Origin of the sequence: Algoriphagus namhaensis (assembly GCF_042649705.1) — a bacterium.
Lineage (GTDB): Bacteria > Bacteroidota > Bacteroidia > Cytophagales > Cyclobacteriaceae > Algoriphagus > Algoriphagus namhaensis.
Genome location: NZ_JBHRZS010000007.1, coordinates 610,236 through 631,099, shown reverse-complemented (window position 1 = coordinate 631,099; position 20,864 = coordinate 610,236). Strand labels below are relative to the sequence as shown.

At 40.6% G+C, this 20,864-nt stretch carries 17 protein-coding genes; 8 read left to right on the top strand and 9 right to left on the bottom strand.

Annotation, left to right across the window (positions count from 1 at the left end; genetic code table 11):
• Positions 1-22: 22 nt before the first annotated feature.
• Both ACFOSV_RS11035 and ACFOSV_RS11030 read right to left on the bottom strand, forming a co-directional pair.
• Complete coding sequence (locus ACFOSV_RS11035; RefSeq protein WP_377906072.1) at positions 23-2,284, bottom strand: aconitate hydratase; 2,262 nt, start codon at positions 2,282-2,284, stop codon at positions 23-25.
• 142 nt (positions 2,285-2,426) lie between these two features.
• The gene (locus ACFOSV_RS11030) at positions 2,427-3,704 is read right to left on the bottom strand and encodes a TIGR00366 family protein (RefSeq protein WP_377907295.1); all 1,278 of its coding nucleotides are present in this window, start codon (positions 3,702-3,704) and stop codon (positions 2,427-2,429) included.
• 132 nt (positions 3,705-3,836) lie between these two features.
• Between ACFOSV_RS11030 and ACFOSV_RS11025 the strand changes: the two genes are divergently transcribed.
• Entirely contained in the window at positions 3,837-5,639 is a 1,803-nt protein-coding gene (locus ACFOSV_RS11025; RefSeq protein ID WP_377906071.1) for a sensor histidine kinase, read from the top strand.
• Here ACFOSV_RS11025 and ACFOSV_RS11020 read toward each other — a convergent pair.
• Positions 5,614-6,570 carry an acyl-CoA reductase gene (locus tag ACFOSV_RS11020; protein WP_377906070.1) on the bottom strand — a complete coding sequence of 319 codons (957 nt, stop codon included), beginning with the start codon at positions 6,568-6,570 and terminating at the stop codon, positions 5,614-5,616. The genes ACFOSV_RS11025 and ACFOSV_RS11020 overlap by 26 nt on opposite strands.
• A 188-nt stretch (positions 6,571-6,758) precedes the next feature.
• Here ACFOSV_RS11020 and ACFOSV_RS11015 point away from each other — a divergent pair, with 188 nt between their 5' ends.
• The 5 genes from ACFOSV_RS11015 to cas6 all read left to right on the top strand — a co-directional run bounded on the left by ACFOSV_RS11015 (position 6,759) and on the right by cas6 (position 10,869).
• Positions 6,759-7,106 (top strand): 4Fe-4S binding protein, encoded by a 348-nt coding sequence (locus ACFOSV_RS11015; RefSeq protein ID WP_377906069.1) that lies wholly within the window; start codon positions 6,759-6,761, stop codon positions 7,104-7,106.
• Between the two features lie 168 nt (positions 7,107-7,274).
• Positions 7,275-7,604: a DUF3276 family protein gene (locus ACFOSV_RS11010; protein ID WP_377906068.1), complete on the top strand. Its 330-nt coding sequence runs from the start codon at positions 7,275-7,277 to the stop codon at positions 7,602-7,604.
• A gap of 89 nt (positions 7,605-7,693) precedes the next feature.
• The gene (locus ACFOSV_RS11005; protein ID WP_377906067.1) at positions 7,694-8,779 is read left to right on the top strand and encodes an AI-2E family transporter; all 1,086 of its coding nucleotides are present in this window, start codon (positions 7,694-7,696) and stop codon (positions 8,777-8,779) included.
• A gap of 8 nt (positions 8,780-8,787) precedes the next feature.
• The gene (ychF, locus tag ACFOSV_RS11000) at positions 8,788-9,885 is read left to right on the top strand and encodes a redox-regulated ATPase YchF (protein ID WP_377906066.1); all 1,098 of its coding nucleotides are present in this window, start codon (positions 8,788-8,790) and stop codon (positions 9,883-9,885) included.
• 90 nt (positions 9,886-9,975) lie between these two features.
• The gene (gene cas6 / locus ACFOSV_RS10995; RefSeq protein WP_377906065.1) at positions 9,976-10,869 is read left to right on the top strand and encodes a CRISPR-associated endoribonuclease Cas6; all 894 of its coding nucleotides are present in this window, start codon (positions 9,976-9,978) and stop codon (positions 10,867-10,869) included.
• A 28-nt stretch (positions 10,870-10,897) separates the two neighbouring features.
• On the opposite strand, the gene ACFOSV_RS10990 is transcribed toward cas6, so the two are convergent.
• On the bottom strand, positions 10,898-12,160 hold the full coding sequence (locus tag ACFOSV_RS10990; protein WP_377906064.1) for a type IX secretion system plug protein: 1,263 nt from the start codon (positions 12,158-12,160) through the stop codon (positions 10,898-10,900).
• A 12-nt stretch (positions 12,161-12,172) separates the two neighbouring features.
• Positions 12,173-14,113 carry an ABC-F family ATP-binding cassette domain-containing protein gene (locus ACFOSV_RS10985; protein ID WP_377906063.1) on the bottom strand — a complete coding sequence of 647 codons (1,941 nt, stop codon included), beginning with the start codon at positions 14,111-14,113 and terminating at the stop codon, positions 12,173-12,175.
• 88 nt (positions 14,114-14,201) lie between these two features.
• Between ACFOSV_RS10985 and ACFOSV_RS10980 the strand changes: the two genes are divergently transcribed.
• Complete coding sequence (locus tag ACFOSV_RS10980; RefSeq protein ID WP_377906062.1) at positions 14,202-15,395, top strand: PQQ-dependent sugar dehydrogenase; 1,194 nt, start codon at positions 14,202-14,204, stop codon at positions 15,393-15,395.
• A gap of 26 nt (positions 15,396-15,421) precedes the next feature.
• Here ACFOSV_RS10980 and ACFOSV_RS10975 read toward each other — a convergent pair whose 3' ends face one another.
• The 4 genes from ACFOSV_RS10975 to ACFOSV_RS10960 form a co-directional block, all read right to left on the bottom strand.
• Entirely contained in the window at positions 15,422-16,741 is a 1,320-nt protein-coding gene (locus tag ACFOSV_RS10975; protein WP_377906061.1) for an ABC1 kinase family protein, read from the bottom strand.
• 6 nt (positions 16,742-16,747) lie between these two features.
• The gene (locus ACFOSV_RS10970; protein WP_377906060.1) at positions 16,748-17,413 is read right to left on the bottom strand and encodes a TetR family transcriptional regulator C-terminal domain-containing protein; all 666 of its coding nucleotides are present in this window, start codon (positions 17,411-17,413) and stop codon (positions 16,748-16,750) included.
• A gap of 110 nt (positions 17,414-17,523) precedes the next feature.
• Positions 17,524-18,063, bottom strand: coding sequence for an ATP-dependent protease subunit HslV (hslV, locus tag ACFOSV_RS10965; protein WP_377907294.1), 540 nt, complete (start codon positions 18,061-18,063; stop codon positions 17,524-17,526).
• An 81-nt stretch (positions 18,064-18,144) separates the two neighbouring features.
• Positions 18,145-19,776, bottom strand: coding sequence for a pyruvate dehydrogenase complex dihydrolipoamide acetyltransferase (locus tag ACFOSV_RS10960; RefSeq protein WP_377906059.1), 1,632 nt, complete (start codon positions 19,774-19,776; stop codon positions 18,145-18,147).
• 120 nt (positions 19,777-19,896) lie between these two features.
• On the opposite strand from ACFOSV_RS10960, the gene ACFOSV_RS10955 reads away from it, so the two are divergent.
• A complete protein-coding gene (locus ACFOSV_RS10955) occupies positions 19,897-20,856 on the top strand; it encodes a YheT family hydrolase (protein WP_377906058.1) in 960 nt (319 codons plus the stop codon).
• Positions 20,857-20,864: the final 8 nt, after the last annotated feature.

Genomic DNA, 20,864 nt, shown 5'->3' with positions numbered 1-20,864 from the left:
TAAGTAATTGAGGAAAAGACTTTTAAACGCCTTGTTTGATCAAGTTTAATGCAGAACCTGCTTCAAACCACTTGATCTGCCCTTCATTATAGGTATGGTTTACCTTAATTTTATCAACTGATCCGTCAGCGTGATTTAGGACTACTTCAAGACCTTTACCTGGGGCGAAAGTCGTTAACCCAAGGATGTCAATAGAATCATCTTCTTGGACTAATTCATAATCCGCTGGGTTATCAAAAGTCAAAGCAAGCATGCCCTGCTTCTTCAAGTTCGTCTCATGAATTCTTGCAAAAGACTTCACTAAGATTGCCCTTACTCCCAAGAATCGAGGCTCCATAGCAGCATGCTCTCGAGATGAGCCTTCGCCATAGTTTTCGTCTCCCACGACAATTGATCCGATGCCAGCAGCTTTATATGCACGCTGAGTAGCTGGTACCTCGCCATATTCACCAGTCAATTGATTTTTGACCTTGTTAGTCTCATCATTGTATGCATTGACTGCACCAATCAGCATATTATTAGAAATGTTATCCAAATGACCTCTATATCTCAACCATGGCCCTGCCATTGAGATATGATCTGTGGTGCACTTGCCTTTAGCCTTGATCAAAAGCTTTAGACCTTTCAAATCCGTACCTTCCCAAGGCTTAAAAGAATCCAATAATTGAAGTCGATCAGACGTCGGGGATACCTGGATTTTAACTTTAGATCCATCAGCAGCAGGAGCCTGAAAACCAGCGTCTTCCACGGCAAATCCCTTAGGAGGCAATTCAAGTCCTCGTGGTTCATCAAGCTTCACCTGATTACCCTCTTCATTAGTCAAGCTATCAGTTAATGGATTGAAGGTAAGATCTCCCGCAATTGCCAAAGCAGTTACTATTTCTGGAGATGCGACAAAAGCATGTGTATTTGGATTACCATCCGCACGCTTCGCAAAATTTCTATTGAATGAGGTGATAATGGAATTTTTCTCCTGCTTATCAGCCCCATGTCTGGCCCACTGACCGATACATGGTCCACAAGCGTTAGCCAAAACGACACCACCCATTTTACCAAAGGTATCTAAGAAACCATCTCGATCTACAGTAAATCGAACTTGCTCAGACCCAGGTGTGATGGTGTACTCTGATTTAGCGACCAATTTTTTATCAACCGCCTGCTTTGCCAACGAGGCTGCTCGAGAAATATCCTCATAAGAAGAGTTGGTACATGAGCCAATCAAACCAACTTCAAGTTTTGCTGGCCAGCCATTCTCTTTAACAGCAGCAGCAAACTTGGAAATTGGCCAAGCCAAATCGGGAGTGAATGGTCCGTTCACATGTGGCTCAAGCTCTGAAAGATTAATTTCAATTACTTGATCAAAATATTTTTCTGGATTTGCATAGACTTCATCATCTCCAGTAAGGTGCTCTGCAATTGAATTTGCTAGAGCTACCACGTCAGCACGACCAGTTCCTTCAAGGTATGCCGCAGTCTTGTCATCATATCCAAAAATCGAAGTAGTTGCGCCGATTTCTGCACCCATGTTACAAATGGTGCCTTTACCAGTTGCTGATAAAGATCTCGCACCATCTCCAAAGTATTCTACAATTGCACCTGTACCACCTTTTACGGTTAGTATACCTGCCACTTTCAAGATTACGTCTTTGGCCGCTGTCCAACCAGACATCTTGCCAGTTAATTTGACACCGATAAGTTTTGGGAATTTCAGCTCCCAAGGAAGACCAGCCATCACATCACAGGCATCTGCTCCACCTACACCGATAGCAACCATACCAAGACCACCAGCATTTGGTGTATGTGAATCTGTTCCAATCATCATCCCCCCTGGAAAAGCGTAGTTTTCCAATACTACTTGGTGAATGATACCAGCCCCAGGCTTCCAGAAGCCAATTCCATATTTATTTGAAACAGAAGCTAGAAAATCAAATACTTCCTTGTTTTTGTCCTTGGCTTTTGTCAAATCTTTTGCAGCTCCAACCTCAGCTTGGATCAAGTGATCGCAATGCACCGTGGAAGGAACAGCGACTTGATCTCTACCTGCCTGCATAAACTGCAAAAGAGCCATCTGTGCCGTGGCATCTTGCATGGCCACGCGATCAGGCTTAAAGTCTACATAGGAGCCACCTCTTTGGTAAGCTTCAGTAGCTTCTCCCTCGGATAAGTGTGCATAAAGAATTTTTTCTGTCAAGGTAAGTGGCTTGTTTACTGCCTTTCGTGCTGCTTGGATACGCTGAGGGTATCGAGCATATACTTCCTTGATCATGTCAATATCAAAAGCCATAAATTAGTTGTTTAGTGAATTAAAAACTCAATTGATTTCACGAAGTGCAAATATACTAACCTGACGGCACAATCACGAGCCATAAATCACGGCTATAAGGCACTTCACATCAATTTAAAATGAATATTAAAAGCAAAGTTCCCTAAAACAGGAAAAACATTACTCCAAGGACATAAATAAATCCAACCAGAAAAAACCAAAATGAAAATTTCAAAATTTTAGCCGCAGAAACCCCTGTGATCGCTAAAAGCGGCAAAAGCCAAAAAGGCTGGAGAAGATTAGAGATTTGATCTCCGTAAGAAAACGCCATGACCATTTTCCCTAAAGGTAAGTGAAGCGAAACTGCCGCATCCATAAGAATGGGACCCTGAACGGCCCATTGACCACCTCCTGAAGGAACAAAAAAATTAACTACAGCCGCTGAAACAAAAGTATACACCGGTAGAGACTCTGCACTGCTATTTTCAAAAACCCAGGTAGAAAAAGAGCTTAAAACGCCAGAATCACTCAGCATTCCCAATATTCCGGCATAAAAAGGAAATTGAATAAAAATATCAACTGAACTTTTGATCCCTTCGCCAACTGATTCGGTAAATCTATCTAATGATTTATACACAACGAGAACCAAAGCAAAAAGCGTAAAATTAACCAAGTTCAAATCAAAGAAAGAAGCCAAGGTTTCTTTGGGTTGGAAGGCAGCGACGCCAACAATTAGCAACATCAAAATCCCCACCCATCTCGCAATTGAAGGGCCATCTCCTGTTGGAATAGCACGAAGTGGAATAGCGTGGGTCGGAGAATAGGAGCTCTTTGAAACCGAAGCCAAAATAAAAGCCGTTATGACAAAAGCCAGAAATAAACCCGACGTCACTAGACTATTGAAGGAAGAGAGTATAGAATCAGAAATTGGGATCACACCAATCATCTCTTCCAAAAAGTGGTCTTTTTCGGCAACCTTTAGCGGAGCAGAACCTGAAAAACCGCCATGCCACACTGCCATGCCCAAGGCACCACATGCGGCAAGAAGCCCGGCGTGAACCCGAACTCCCTTTTCTCTTAAGGCAATCGTTACAAATCGAGCAAGCAGAGCTCCAACGATCAAACCAAAACCCCAATTCAATAGACCGGCGATCATGGCTATACCTGCAATAAAAACAGCTGCTGAAATATGGGTCTGAGGGAGGTCTGCGAGCTTACGCAAGAAAGAATAAATCGGTTTGTAGATAGCTAGGCAATACCCAAAAACCAAAATCATCATCATTTGGAGGGTGAACCCGAGCAAACTAAAGAACCCATTTCGCCAAAATTCCAAAGTGATTAAAAAATTTTTTATTACCCCTTGCTCGAGGGAGCTCAAGCTTTTCACACTCAAAATAATGCAGATCATCGTCAATAAAATGACTATGAAAAAGGGATTCACGATAGATGAAGGGAATAGCTTATTTTTCAAAACTAAGCTTATTTTTATGTGATAAAATAAAGCAGTAATATTAAGAGTTATTCGGTAAAAAACACCAAATAGAATTACCGCTGCATCGACTGAAGGATTTGAATGGAATTAGTATTTAATCCGTTTTCCGTTACACTATTGATATCGAGTACGCTTGTCGGCGTGCTCTGTATATACATTGCATTTTTATTGAAGGATTTAGTGCGATGGGTGGCTCTCACCATGGTTTCTGTGTCCATTTGGGGATTTTTTTACGGCCTCGAGCTTGCAAGCCTTAACCTAGAAGACATGCTTCTATGGGGCAAAATTCAATATCTAGGTATTGCACTTGCTCCAGCCTTTTGGGTCTACTTTTGCCTAAGGTATACAGATTATAAGCCCCAAAGGAATAAGGTATTGATCATCAGTATGTTTATCATCCCTGTAATCACGATGTTATTGGTGTTTACAAACTCCTTTCACCACCTCCATTACCGAGAAGTAGGAATTAATCTCAATGGACCCTTTCCACTTCTAAAAATCACCCCAGGGCCTTGGTATTATTTCAATGTCCTCTATGCCTATCTACTTTTCACTTTTGGTATTCTGATACTTTGGAAGCGATTTAAATTTGCCGATCCGTTGCATAAAAATCAGACTCGGATCATCTTTGCCGCGGGAGCGTTCCCAATATTTTTCAATTTACTTTATCAGACAAAATTGTTCGTACCATATGATGGAATAGACCTGACCACTTATGCGTTCCTTTTCACCTACATCATAGTGGGCGTGGCTGTATTGAAGTATAATTTATTCAGCATTAAACCCATTGCCCGAGACAAGGTTGTGGAAGCGATTACGAAAGGAGTTTTGGTCTTAGACGAAAAGAAACTGATTGTGGATTTCAATCCATTTATGAATCAGTTTAATCCCAAAGAGAAAGAACTGCGATCTACTTTTGATAGTCGACGCGTATTCAAAGCATATCCTGAAATTCTTGAACTTCTGAACACCTCAACTGTCAGAACTTTGGATACCGAATTACTTGTCAATGGTAAATCCAAAATCGTCCAAATTGAAGCTATTCCAATTGAAGATAAAAATTCCTCTTTGACCGGAATGGTGCTATTGTTTGATGATATCACTGCTGAGGTAGAAATCAAGAAAAAACTGGAAACCCAAACGGCTGATCTGCGTCAATTGAATGACCTGAAGGATAAGTTTTTCAGCATTATTTCCCACGATTTAAAAGGGCCAATTTTTGGAGTGACCGAATTGATCCACTTAACCCAAACTGGTCTCATATCCAAGGAAGAGTTTGTAGACTTGATTCCGGAAATTTCCAAGAACATGACCAATGTCTCAGTACTTTTGGAAAATTTGCTCGCTTGGTCTAGTTCTCAATTGCGAGGAGAACAGCGGTTCCCCGAAAACTTTGACTCACTCAAAGCTCTTGCAAGCCAAAGGGACTTGTTGGACCGGATTGCGAAGGAAAAAGGAGTTAAAATTAAGTTTACTACGGAGGATGAAGTTTGGGTCTTTGCAGACAAAAATATGATCGATTTGGTACTAAGGAATCTGATCAATAACGCCATTAAATTCTCGAAACCAGAAGGCGAAATTCATCTCAGCTCTGAAATTGTTCAAGAAGATGTCAAAATCTGCATCAAGGATTTTGGAATTGGTATTACCCCCGAAAACTTAGAAAAACTTAGAAACGGAATCAGTTTTACAACGAAAGGTCAAAATAATGAATCAGGGACTGGTCTCGGTTTAGTTTTGGTTCGTGAATACCTGAAGAAAAACAACGGCAGTTTGACCATTACTTCTGAACTGGGTAAAGGTTCCACTTTTTGCATCACCCTGACCAAATCGGCAAATAATACGCGCAAGAAAAAAGTTAAAGCTGAGTTAAAAAACTCATAGTATCTACCCCATCAGCGTAGTCAGAAACTGAGGGATATTGTGCTGCACCAAAGGGAATGTAATTCTGTCCCCCTCCTACTATACACTGAATTTTTTCTCGATCACGCTCTAGTTTATTTTTCAAATCTTTGTCAGTATCGTATACTTCATAATAAAGTACCGCGATCGGGGAAACCAGTTGAGAGTCCTCTTTGAGCAATACAAATCCATTATCTAAATGAGGGGTCTTATTCACCAGATAAATAGATTTATTGTACTCATAATTATTAAAGTACTTATGGTGATCGGCAACCCAATTGTAAGTTTCAAGGTAGCCGAGGAGTGATTGTAGATCTATTTTATCCTTCACGTAAATTTTGGATACGTTTCTACAACCCAATCCGAAATAGGTGAAAATATCTTTGCCTAAATTCAAAACTTCTTCTTCTGTTTCTTCTCCGGTGAGCACGGCAATGGAGGTCCGATTCTTCCTAATGATATGTGGGTATTTTCCAAAATAGTAATCGAAGTATCGAGATGAATTATCACTACCAGTGGCGATATAGGCATCCTTATTCTTGAGCATTGGCTCCACCGAGATGAAGTCTTCCAAACCCTTGTTAGCTTCAATGAGTCTCTCAATAATCCACAGCATAAGCACAGAATCTGAGGTACTCAGCTTCACCGCAGCTTTATGGCCTGAAAGCAAAACACACATTAAATCATGAAAACCAACAGAGGGAATATTGCCAGCCATCAATACCCCAATAGATTTTGGGGATTTTTGAGTCTTCACATCGTAATTTGATAGCCAATTTTGCAGCTCTTCTAGATCAAGCATTTGAATAATTCCCTTAAAAGCACTTGCACATGCTATGGGCGTAAACCAGTTGTTTTGGTTTTTTGCTCTGATAAATAATTCTGGATTTTCTTCATCCAAAATTTTAATCATATCACCCTTGAGGGCTTGTAATGCTTCGACTGTTTGCTCTAACACCATATTCAATTCTTGATGGCCAAAGTTACCTAAATAGAACCAAGTCTTGAAAGAATCGATTTAAATTCGTTAGTGTGACAACTTTTTTATTGCCTGTCAGTTTTAAGCTTAGTATTTTTGTCACTCAAAATTTTGAATAGATTATGGCTATTATGATTACTGACGAATGCATCAATTGCGGTGCATGCGAGCCAGAATGCCCAAATACGGCAATATATGAAGGTGGAGTAGAATGGACTTGGGGTGGAGGAACTGCTTTAAAAGAGGTTACCCTTGACGATGGTACAGTGGTACAAGGTAACGAAAAGCAGGAGCCAGTCTCAGATGAATTTTATTACATCGTTACCTCAAAATGCACAGAGTGTAATGGCTTCCATGAAGAACCTCAATGTGCCGCGGTTTGTCCTGTAGATTGCTGCGTAGATGATCCTGATCACCCAGAGTCTGAGGAGGAATTATTGGCCAAGAAGGCATATTTGCATCAGGAATAGTTTCCCACTTCTTTATCAAAAACAGAGATTCATTTCCGGTTTTTGGCTTTTTGTCTCCTTATCTGAGCTTAAGAGGTAAAAAATTTAGCCTAAATCGATGAATTCTCCTGCCTAAATGTTTTAACTTAGGCGGCAACATTAATTTATACCCAACAAAATTACAGCACTGTGGAAGATCAAAGAGGTTATGACAGAGAGGAAATTTTCTCTAAAAAAGTGAAGGCAGGAAAAAGAACTTACTTTTTCGATATCAAATCAACCAGAGCCAACGATTACTATTTAACCATTACCGAAAGTAAGCGAAAGCAAAACGGCGACAACTTTAGCTATGAGAAGCACAAAATATTCTTGTACAAGGAAGATTTCCTAAAGTTTGTGGACGCGCTTAATGAGTCCGTGGACCATGTTAAAAATGAATTACTGCCAGATTATGACTTTGAGCAGTTCTCCAACGAAGAAGACGAAGGCGAATACAACAAGGAACTTAGATGGGAATAATTCGGATTTGTAAGCTTTTGTTTTAGTTTTACAAAAGGTTAGAAATACTAGTATATTAGAGGAGGCTTCGGCCTCCTTTTTAGTTCAGCATGCAGAAATTCTTCATTTACACCTTCTTATTTATCGTCCTCTTTGGGCTTTTTGGTTGGTATTTTTCTGATATCACCTTCTTTTTTGTTATTTCCTTAATTATCTCGGCCATTCTCAGGCCCTTGACAAATAAGCTGAACGACTTTCACCTTCTTGGCCAGCATATTCCTCGATGGACTGCCATTATTTTATCCTATTCAGCTATCATCACCGTTTTGATTTTGCTTTCCTTTCTTTTTTTCCCCCTGATCAACAATCAAATTAATATACTCAGTGAATTGGATCTTGAGGGTATCTATGAAACTATCAAAGTACCGATCTCAAAAGTTGAAATCTTCCTATTCAAATACGAATTACTTGAAAACAAACCAGGATTACTTTTTGAGGAAATTAAGGATACTTTCATCGCGGCCATCAGTAATATCAATGTTGGCAAATTCATTAGTGGGATCATCAACACTACGACCACTGTACTGATTGGCTTCCTCGCTGTGGCTTTTATTACATTTTTCTTACTCTTGGAAAATGGCCTTTTGAGGAGAAACTTCCTCAACCTAATCCCAAACCCATACTTTGAGCTTTCAGTGGCTACTATTACCAAGATAGAAAAGCTTCTTTCAAACTACCTTACTGGCCTTTTACTCCAAGTTTTGGCCATATTCTCACTAGCGAGTCTAGGATTGACCATTGTCGGCGTAGACTATGCTTTGACCATTGCCTTGTTTGCCGCAGTTGCCAATTTAATTCCTTATGCCGGACCCTTGCTTGGCTCCACATTTGGAATAATTGTCGGTATTTCTACGGGTGATTACGAATCAGGCGCACAGCTTAATTACCTGATTTTTAAAATACTGGCAGTATTCGGAGTAGTACAAGTCACTGATAATATTCTTTTACAGCCCATGATTTTTTCAAAATCTGTGAAAGCACATCCTCTTGAAATATTTGTTGTTATCTTTGCCGGGGCAAAATTGGCCGGGGTAGTCGGGATGATTTTTGCCATTCCGGTCTATACCATTTTTAGGGTTGCCATTATGGAATTCTACCAAGGGTATAGATCCTACAGAATATTTAAAATAAAATAAATCAGTCCATGGCCTTACAATGTGGCATCGTAGGACTTCCCAACGTGGGAAAATCCACCCTTTTCAATGCGCTTTCCAGCGCAAAAGCTGAAGCAGCAAACTTTCCTTTTTGTACAATCGAACCAAACGTCGGAGTGGTAACTGTCCCTGACTCGCGTCTTGAAGTACTTCAAAAACTAGTGAACCCTCAGAAATTACTCCCAACAGTAATTGAATTTGTGGACATCGCAGGCCTGGTCAAAGGAGCTAGCAAGGGAGAAGGTCTAGGAAATAAATTTCTGGCGAATATCAGAGAAGTTGATGCTGTAATTCATGTGATTCGATGCTTTGAAGATGAAAATATCGTCCATGTGGCAGGTTCTGTAGATCCACTTTTTGATAAAGAAGTCATCGACACCGAACTCCAGCTAAAAGACTTGGAATCCGTAGAAAAACGAATCCAAAGAATTGAGAAAATAGCCAAATCAGGTGATGCGAAAGCCAAGCATGAACTCACCATTTTACAGTCTTTTCAAACCGCTCTCAAAGAAGGCAAAAATGCAAGAGCTGTAGATTTAGACAAAGAAGACGCTGTCTTTATCAAAGACTTGCAATTGCTCACGATCAAACCGGTGCTCTATGTTGCTAATGTGGATGAGGAGAGCATACAGAACGGTAATCACTTTGTAGATCAATTGAAAGAAGCTGTGAAAGATGAGAATGCTGAAGTCGTAGTGCTTTGCGGTGCCATAGAATCTCAAATTGCTGAATTTGATGATCCTGAAGAAAAATCTATGTTCTTGGAAGAGTATGGATTGAAAGAGAGCGGTCTGAACAAATTGATAGCAGCAGCGTATGCTTTACTAGATCTAATCACGTATTTCACAGCCGGACCACAAGAGGTTCGCGCTTGGACCATCAAAAAAGGATGGAAAGCTCCACAAGCAGCAGGAGTAATTCATTCAGATTTCGAGCGAGGATTTATCAAGGCAGAAGTGATCAAACTAGAAGATTACGAAAAATTTAGAACTGAGGCCGGTTGTAGAGAAAATGGTAAAATAGCCATTGAAGGGAAAGAATATATCGTGAAAGACGGTGATATAATGCATTTTAGGTTCAACGTCTAACATTTTATTTAAAAAAAACGTACTTTTACCGTTCGTTTATCACCCTAAACGTGTTTTCAATATTTAATCATCTCAATATTTTTAATCGTTGTGAGAGTCAGACTAATATTTTCCCTAAAAAACAAAGGTTCCTTTTTACCTTTTCACCATCAGTATATCCTAGCCCAATTCTTAAAAGGGCTCATTGTAAAAGGTGGTAGAGAAGAGTTCTTTAACTATCATTACTTCAACTTCTCCGGCCTGAAAGGGCAAACCAAGATTAGTAGAAGTGGTCTTCATTATTACTCCAGCCTAGTCACCCTAGTTCTTGCTGCTGAAAGTGAAGAGTTTATGGACTACATGCTAGAGCAAGTATTTTCCATGTCGAAGATCGAGCTTGGCAATTTGATTTTGGTGCCAGAGTATACCGAAATAGAGATAGAGCCTACTTTGGAGCCATCCAATAAATTTGTTTGTATCTCGCCATTGGTACTCATCACTCCAGCTTTCAACGAAGAAGCAGGAAAGAGATTTATCAATCCGGACACTGATGAATTTTCAGATTTGCTCTATGAATCTACCCTGACCCGTATGGAAAAATCAGGCTGGTATACCCCAGAGCAAATGGAATCTTTCTTCAAGTTTCAAGTTGTTCCAGACATGGTTTATGTCAATCGCTTGAAGGAGCAGCAGAAAAAATTCGCAAGAATTTACGCTGTTTATGATATGGACGTGAAGTACGAAGTACGTGGCTATACGCTCCCATTCACCTTGTATGCAGCCCCTGAAGTTCAAGACTTTGTGTTTAAGTGTGGACTTGGCGCTTTCACCCATAAAGGATTTGGAATGCTTGATTTAGCAAATCACCCATCTGGGGAAAGAACCACTACCTATAAATTCAAACGAGAAGGCTTTGTGCCTTACAAGCCTACCGAACGCCAAAGACAAAATGTGGCAGACTCTGACGAATCAAAGGATTCGACGGAAGATAAATCAGAAGATTAATCAAAACCTCCCAATTGGGAGGTTTTTTTTATAGTCTTCGACGATTCGGCTGAAGATAAACGTAACCGACTAGCTGGTCATAACGCGACCCAAGGTTTCGAAAGTAAACAAGGACTTCGTACTCATTTTCAGTTTCGAAGTGGCTCCCCTCGAAAGGCAAAGTATCAAATTCGCCATCGCTATTCTTGTACGCGTATTGGTAATCATACCAACCTTGCTTGAGCAACATAGTACTTTGATAAACTTTGAATTCGTCATTCCAGACCATTTCGCTCTGCTCGGATTTACCCCAATTTGTCATGGAGCCGAGTAAGTAAACCGGCTGATCAGTCTTTGGAATGGAAAGATTGAAAGTGGTCAGAATATATTCACTTTCAATTTCCGGATTTCCTGAAGGTCTGTCATTTGTAAAAACTATATACTGCCCATTCAAGTCTAAATACTGAGAATAACTCTCTCGAATTCGAGGCTCATCGATAGTAGCCATCGCATCGATCCGGTCTTTTTGAACCTGGATATCTGCTATATTTACCCCTGTCGCACGAATAAATCGCAGATCGACAAATCGAAATTCATTCCCGGCCATGAAGGTATTTTCTCCATCAAAGCTTTCAAATCGCATGATATTGGAGCTCTCATTCAAAAATGTGGGCTTTTTCATGATCTTGGCATTATCCCATCTTTGGTTTTGTCGAATCACCAATTTCACTTGATTGGCAGGATCCATTACCTCTCCTTTTGAATAGTTTACGATCGCATTGATTTGCTGAGATTGAAGTCGTTTTTCAGTTTCCGTTGGAGGTACTACCGCTGCACCCACTGTAAAGAGGTTTTCGTAAACCATAAATCTTTTAGTCAGCACGACTTCAGACTCATCACGTCCACGATAGACTTTAAGAATATAATTTCCTGATTTTGTGACATTTGGAACTTCAAACCTGTAGTTAATATATGGAAATCGAGTATTCATTGAATAGGCATATTCCAATATATTGAACTCATTAAAAACAGTCAGGAAATCATTATCTCTCAGCTGAGATTTCTCCCAATTTGCATCACAATGAATCAACTTGGCAGAGTAGTGCTCCGGGTCATAAGCGATATCATCAAAAAGTAAAACCAAAGGTCTCCCTCCTCCTAATGGAACAACCGGAGAATCTAATTGTCCATACACTTCAGTACCTAAAGGAAATAATCTAACAGATTGAATATGATCTAGATAAACCTTATTTTCATTTTGAGCTGACGCCAAAAAAGGACTAATGAATAAAAAGAAAAGTAAGAATCGCATTTCAAAAGATAATCAATTCGACAAGGAAACACTTTCCTGAAGTTCTGAAATTTTGTCCACGAGATTTTCCCAACTTTGATTTGCTAGCTTAATTTTGCTCGTGATCAATTCATGAGAATCAGTGACCTCTTTGGCTTTGGATTCGTCTTGATATAAGTTGGAATCGGCAAGTTGAGACTCGAAACCAACTTTCATTTCTTCCATCTTTTCTATCTCAGATTCAAGAGTACTCAGCTCCTCTTCTAGCTTTCTCAAGTCATTTTTAATCTGCTTCAACTCACTTTGATCTTGTACTTGGGCCTTTGGCTTTGACTTCTTTTCTGCATTTTTAGGCGTGCTTGTGGCAATTGATTTTTCCTTCTGCTGGGCACTCCAAAACTCATATTCCTCGTAAGTCCCTGGATATTCTTTGATCTCATGATCCTCGATATACCAGATTTTATTTGCAACGCCCTTTATGAAATGTCTGTCGTGAGAAACAGTAATAAAAGTACCTTCATATTGATTTAAAGCCTGAATCAAAATATTTACAGACTGGAAGTCCAGGTGATTGGTTGGCTCATCAAGAAGAAGAAAATTCGCTTCAGAAATAAGCGTTTTAGCTAGGGCAACCCGTGATTTCTCGCCGCCTGATAGCACTTTGATCTTTTTAAAGACGTCCTCATTGGTGAACAAAAAGCAGCCCAACACATTCCGTAACTCCATTTCAGTCTTTTTACTTCCGGCTTGGACCATTTCTTGAATAATCTCATTATCCAAAGTCAAGGCTTCAAGCTGATGTTGGGCAAAAAACGCTTTAATCACATTATGCCCTTGAGTTCTCTCTCCTTCAAACTTTTCAGATCCATCGATTATTCTCAAGACCGTTGATTTACCCTTTCCATTGGCTCCAATCAGAGCAATTTTATCTCCACGCTCTATTCGGGCAGTGGTTCGATCAAGAATGACATTATCTCCATAGGCTTTGGACACCTCATCCAAAACCACCACATCACGACCGGATTTTTGAGAAAATTTGAATTTAAAATTCACAGAAACTTGATCATCCACCACCTCATGAACCTTGTCCATTCGGTCTAAGGCTTTGATTCTCGACTGCACTTGATTTGACTTGGTGGCCTTGGCACGGAAGCGCTCAATAAAGCGCTCCGTCTGCTTGATCATCTGTTGCTGATTTTCATAGGCGTTTTGCTGGATTTCCATCCGCTCCTTCTTTTCCTCTTTGTAGAAAGAGTAATTCCCAGAATAAAGAGTAAGGGAATTATTGGCCACCTCAACAGTACTACTGATGCAATGATCTAGGAATGTTTGATCGTGAGAAACCACCACAACAGCACCTTCATACGTTTTGAGGTAGTTTTCCACCCATTCGATTGAAGGTAAGTCCAGGTGATTAGTAGGTTCATCCAGAAGCAAAAGTGCAGGCTTCTCCAATAGAAGTTTTGCAAGCATCACGCGCATTCTCCAACCACCGGAAAAGGTCCGAAGCGGACGGTCTAAATCCGCCGAGGAAAACCCAATCCCCGCCAAAACCTCTGCTGCTTTGGCCTTGATCGTATATCCTTCGTTGGCTTCAAACTGATCCTGAAGTGAAGCAAGCTTATTCATGATCTCTTCCGAATAATCAGTCTCCATTTGCTTCAAGACGGCATCGATCTCCTCCTGGAGACCAAGAGTCTCTTTGAAAGCCTCCAATGCCACATTTAGAATACTATCATCTGATTGATACGAGAGCAAATCCTGATTTAGAAACCCAATAGTACAATCTTTCGCCTTTTGCACCTCACCCGCACTTGGCTGATAATCTCCATGAATAATCTTTAAAAGAGTGGACTTGCCAGTTCCATTTTGACCCACCAAACCTATTTTATCTTTAGGTTTGATGTGAAGATTGGCATTTTCGTAAAGCGGGCGCCCGCCGATAAAATAGGATAGGTTACTAATCGAAAGCATGACGTAAAAATAAAGATTAACCCGTTGATAAAGTTGTTCTTCCCAAATAATATGAAATGATTAACTTCAATATCTAATTCAACTTGAAATGAAACGATCTAATTATATTCTAGGGGCTTTGATCTCCAGCACATTACTGTATTACTCCTGTCAAAATGGCGAGTCAAAAGATATGGCTGTTCAGCCCGTCATCCCAGGTCAAAATTCTGTAGACATCTCATCAGCAAAAGCGGATGCAGAATTGGAAAAACTTCGCTTACCGGATGGCTTCAAAATTGAAGTTTGGGCAGAAGATGTACCCAATGCTCGCTCGATGACCATTTCAGAAAATGGTACTGTCTTCGTCGGAAATAGACAAGAAGATAAAGTCTATGCACTTATGGACACTAACAAAGACGGAAAGGCAGACAAGCGCTACACGCTGGCAAGTGGGCTCAGAATGCCAAATGGGGTAGCCATAAAAAATGGAGACCTCTATGTAGCAGAAGTAAGCCGAATTTTGAAGTTTCGAAACATTGAGAAAAATCTCTCGAATCCGACTTATGAAGTGGTTTTTGATGGGTATCCCACTGAAGGCCATCACGGTTGGAAGTTCATTTCTTTTGGTCCTGACGGTAAATTGTATGTTCCCGTGGGAGCACCCTGCAATATCTGTGAATCAGAAGATGAGATTTTTGCGAGCATCACGAGATTAGATGTAGATCAACCTAATCCTAAACCAGAAGTGTTCGCGCATGGAGTCCGTAACTCAGTAGGCTTTGATTGGGATCCAACCACGGGAAATCTGTGGTTCACAGATAATGGTCGCGACATGATGGGCGACGATATACCAGATTGTGAGCTGAACGTGGCGACCGCAGCAGATCAACATTTTGGGTATCCTTACTGGCACGCCGGGACGGTTAAAGATCCTGATTTTGGGGGAAATAAAGATCAAAACAACTACATAAAGCCTGCAGCAAAACTAGGAGCGCATGTTGCTCCATTGGGTATGCGATTTTACGAAGGCGACATGTTCCCTGCGAAGTACAAAAATCAAATTTTCATCGCAAAGCATGGGTCTTGGAATCGAAGTAAAAAATCTGGATATAACTTAACTATTGCCCAGAAAAATGGAAATAACACTATTTCCTCTGAAGAGGTTTTTATCTCTGGCTGGTTAGATAATGCAAGTCAGGAGGTTTGGGGTAGACCGGTGGATGTTCAGGAACTCCCAGATGGAAGTCTCCTCATCTCAGATGATATGGTCGGAGCCATCTACCGAGTGACTTATTCTAAATAAAAAAAGGAGGCAAATGCCTCCTTTTTTTATTTCAACCAATCTGGTTTAGTAGTAACCACCTTCGCCTGAAGCTGGTTGAGTAGATTGTAAAGTCCAAAATAGGTTCGGTTGATATACAGCCCATGTCTGGATCCTCGAGCCTGTCTAGAATTTTTGAACATCTTATCGTTTGAAATTCGATCTCCCAAAGCAAAGATTTGCTCAAAGAATGCGTCATCTGCAAAATCAAATTCATCAACATGAAATGGCTTGCCCAAAAGAGAAATCATTTCTTTAAACACAGACTTAAAATATTCCTTTTCTACTGCTGAATCCTTATCTGAAATGAACTCTAGGTCATAAAAGATTTTATTCAGCTCATCTTCTTTAATCAGTAAATCCTTTTTGATCAAGGCAAAATACCCTCGATAAAAATCTTCAGGAATCACCTTCACACAGCCAAAATCAATAATTCCAAGTACCCCATCATCCTTTACTATGAAATTACCCGGATGCGGATCAGCATGCACTTGCATGATATTATGCACTTGATGGTGATAAAAATCCCAAAGTGCTTGTCCGATTTGGTTTTTCAATTCCTGACTTGGATTTGTCTCGAGCCATTCTTTCAAATGATCTCCCTGAATCCAATCCATGGTGATGATACGCTCTGAAGAAAGCTCGTCATAGTATTTTGGAAAGAATAAGTTCTTAATGTGGGAACAAGCTTCCGAGATCTCACGAGAGCGCTGCACCTCCAAAACATAATCCGTCTCTTCGAGTAGCTTCTCCTCCACCTCTGCCATATAATGATCTAATTCTCGCTCATTCATATTTAAAAGACGAAGCGCAAATGGACGAACCAATTTCAAATCCGAGCTCACCGAGTCAGCAACACCTGGATACTGAATTTTGACCGCATATACTTTCTCCCCAATAGTCGCCTGATGAACCTGACCAATGGAGGCAGCATTCACTGCAGATCGAGTAAAAGTATTATACATTTCCTCCGGAGTCCTGTCAAAGTATTGGCGAAAAGTTCGAACCACCAAGGGATAACTAAGCGGTGGGGCTGAATACTGAGCCATAGTAAACTTATCCTGATATGCTCTTGGAAGGAGATTTTTATCCATGGACATCATCTGAGCCACTTTAAGCGCGGAGCCCTTCAACTGACTTAATGAGTTATAAATATCCGTAGCATTATCTTGATGAAGCTGGTCTTTTTCAAGACTGGGGTTCACCATTTTTTTGGCATAATGCTTCACGTAGTTGCCACCTACTTTGGCGCCTGTGGTAAAGAATTTGGTTGCCCTTTGAACTTTTGAAACCGGTATGGCCTCCTGTTCATTTACTTTCGTAGCCATTTCGGATTATTTAGATTGGTAAATGAATTTTGCAAAGTCGAGGAAAGAATCCAGTGCGCTCTTGCCCATCAGGTCGAATCCTAAATTCACAGATTTTTCGATGGCAGCGTCCGTCTTCTCAAAACGAGGAGATTGGTCATCCATCCAATAGCGAAAGACAAACCAAACTTGTATCCAAAGAGCCTCATCATATCTATCACTCAAAATCGGCCGATCTGCAATTTCTTGAGTTTCTTTTCCCTCTAGAATGATTTCGTTAGCGAAATCCTTGAAACGTTCTTTAAATGCTTTCACCTCTGCTGGGAGTTGAGTGACATTCGATTTTTTGTCAGCATAAAGACTCAAGAGATAGGATCTATTTTTTTTCAGCTCCTCAATCCATGTAAACAAAAAACTCAAGAATTTCTCTCGTGCACTGTACTCCTTGAATACCTCTTGACCTTCCACCTGCTGGATCGTCTCTTCAAAAATTTCTAGCCAAATCGCAGATTTGATAGCTTCAAATGAAGTGAAGTAAGTATAAAACTCTTCTTCTTTCATTTTAAGATTTTTAGAAAACTTGAAAATCGACTTCGGCACGGTTCCATGTTCCAAAACCTCATGCTTAAATCCTTCAAGGATAAGTTTCCGATAATCTTTTTTGGTTGTTTTTCTTGTTGCTTTAGTTTCCATTCTTACTATTGAAATTCAAATAGGTAACACCCAAATAGGACTACAAGTTTTCAAAAGCATAAAAAAAGGAGCCAAAAGCTCCTTTAATAAATTTTATATGATTTTACGGGCTATTTCACCTGCTCAATGACAAGATTGTGATTGGTGTAAATACAGACGTCAGCAGCTATATGTAGACTTTCACGTACCATTTCTTCTGCGGTAAGATGTGGAGCAAATTTTTTCAAGGCCCGAGCCGCAGATTGTGCATACATGCTGCCTGATCCAATACTCGCTATTTCCAAATCCGGTTCGATCACATCACCAGTACCCGAAATGATCAGAATATCGTCTTGGTCCGCCACAATCATCATTGCTTCAAGTTTGCTGAGCATCCGATCCATGCGCCATTCCTTGGCTAATTCCACAGCAGCTCGCTTCATATTATTCCCAAAAGCCCCTAGTTTTTCTTCAAATTTTTCCAAAAGTGTAAAAGCATCCGCCGTGGATCCAGCAAAACCTGTTACGATTTTACCGCCTTGGAGCACTCTCAACTTTTTAACACTGCTTTTAGCTACGGTATTTCCTAGCGTGGCTTGTCCATCTGCTCCGATTACTACTTCACCATTGTGCCGAATGGCCACAACCGTCGTTGATTTTATTCTTTCCATCATATTTCTCTAGACTCAATTTTTGTACTAAAAGCAAAAAGCCCTGAAATCAGGACTTTTTGACAGTTTAATTAACTTGAATTAGATCAAAATTCTCACAGGGTCTTCTAAAAGACTCTTTAATGTCAGTAAGAATGCTGAACCAACCGCACCGTCTACTACTCTATGATCGCAGGAAAGAGTCACCTTCATGATATTTCCAATTTTCATTTCTCCGTTAGAAACGATGACAGTTTCTTTGATCCCGCCTACAGCCAAAATACAAGCATCCGGTGGATTGATGATCGCTGTAAATTCGTCGATTCCAAACATTCCTAGGTTAGAGATGGTGAAAGTATTCCCTTCCCAATCCTTCGGCTGCAATTCTTTATTTTTCGCTTTTCCACCCAGTGACTTGGCTTCATTTGAAATTTGTGATAGAGACTTGCTGTCTGCAAATCGAATCACAGGCACCAATAAACCTTCTTCAACAGCCACAGCCATTCCGATATGGATATGGTCGTTATAACGAATCTTATCCCCGAGCCAGCTAGAGTTGACTTTTGGATGCTGACGAAGAGCGGCAGCTGATGCTTTGATCACCATATCATTGAAGGAAATCTTCACTGGTGAAATTTCATTCATGCTCTTTCTTGCCTCTATAGCCTTATCCATGTTGATTTCCATGGTAAGGTAGAAATGAGGAGCTCCAAATTTGCTTTCAGCTAATCGCTTAGCAATTACTTTTCTCATTTGAGAGACATTCTCTTCTCGGTAGCTCTCCTGACCCAATGCAGGCGCAGTAGACGCTGACGCAGTTACTGGGGCGGCAGATGGGACAAAGTTTTCAATATCTCGCTTTACGATGCGTCCACCTTCTCCTGAGCCAGCAACTTGCTGAATATCTATTCCTTTCTCTTCAGCCATTTTCTTGGCCAAAGGTGAAGCTTTTACTCGATCACCATCAGAAGTTACCGCTGCCGGAGCCGCTGCTGGTGCAGAATTTGTCTGCGGAGCTGCAGCTGGTTTTGGTTCTTCTTTCTTTGGTGCTTCAGTAGGTTTTTCTTCTGACTTGCCTTCAGCTTTCTGAGCTTTAAGCAAAGTCTCAAAATCAGCTCCTTTTTCACCGATAACAGCAATTACGCCATCAACTGGCACACTATTTCCAGCTTCTACGCCAATATGAAGCAAAGTTCCATCTTCGTAAGACTCTAGCTCCATTGTAGCTTTGTCAGTCTCTACTTCCGCGATAACCTCTCCAGATTTGATCTCATCGCCCACTTTCTTCAGCCATGCAGAAATAGTCCCTTCCTGCATCGTATCTGACATTTTGGGCATGGTAATCACCGTAGCTGCGATAGACGATGTATCTATTTTTTCAGCGGCAGGACTGGGAGTCGCAGCTTCAGATTCCACTTTTTCCTCACCTTTTTCAGCCGCAGGCTCTTTTGCTTCTCCATTGGAAGACTCTTGAATTAATTCTTCAAAAGATTCTCCTTTCTCACCAATCACCGCAATGATTCCGTCCACAGGAACAGAGTCTTTCTCCTTGACACCTATATGTAAAAGTACTCCCTCCTCGTAGGACTCCAGTTCCATGGTGGCTTTGTCAGTCTCCACCTCAGCCAAAATATCTCCTGGCTTTACTGTATCTCCTACTTTTTTCAACCATGCAGCGATCACTCCTTCTTCCATGGTGTCGCTCATTTTTGGCATTCTAATTATTTCGGCCATATTTATTTCCTCTCAGGTTCAGTTTTTGAAGTGACCAAAAATAGTTTGAATAAAGTCTTTATTCAAATAATAAACTTAATTTCCGACTCGAGCTTTTTGTGAGTCTCACATTCTACACACATGCCCATTATTACTAAAAGCGACTACCAAAAACCCAAATGGCTTTTCAATGGCCATTTAGAGACGATTTATCCAGCCCTTTTTAGGAAAGTGAAGCTAGATCCACCCATTCATGAACGAATTGAAACACTTGATTCAGATTTTCTGGATTTGGATTGGTATAGAAATAATAATCCACATCTAGTCATCATCAGTCACGGCCTAGAAGGAAGCAGTGATCGCCCCTATATGTTGGGTATGGCCAAGGCATTTTTCTCTGCCGGCTTTGATGTGCTCACTTGGAATTATCGTGGGTGTGGACCTGAATTAAATAAAAAAGTGATCTTTTACCATTCTGGTGCCACATATGATCTAGATCGTGTCATCGAGCATGCTCAAAAGGCCTACGATAAAGTCTCTCTAGTCGGCTTTAGTTTAGGGGGAAATCTCACCTTGAAATATCTCGGTGAGGATAGGGAAAGAAGCTCCAAAATCAAATCGGCTGTAGCCGTCTCTGTGCCACTACACTTGGCGAGCTCCTGTGAGAAAATTTCGAGAAAAGAAAATTTTCTCTATTCCAGAAGATTTTTGAAAAGTCTAAAGAAAAAAGTGATTGACAAATCAAAAAATCATCCAGGAGAAATCCCTTTGGAGGTTTTGAATAATGTAAAAACACTCTCAGAATTCGATGATTTCTTTACCGGGCCTTTCCATGGATTTGCCGATGCAGCCGAATACTACGCAATGAATAGCGCATTATTTTTCTTGGATGGAATCGATATTCCCACTTTAGTTTTGAATGCCCAGAATGATCCCTTCCTCAGCCCGCAGTGCTTTCCAGCTACTCTTGCCAAAGATCTGAATCAAGTTTGGTTCGAATTTCCGAAGTATGGAGGTCATGTGGGGTTTTCTTCCGGAAAAGAAGGAAAACCTTATTATTCAGAGCAGCGAGCAGTTGAATTTGTAAGTAGAGAAGATTAACTTCCGAA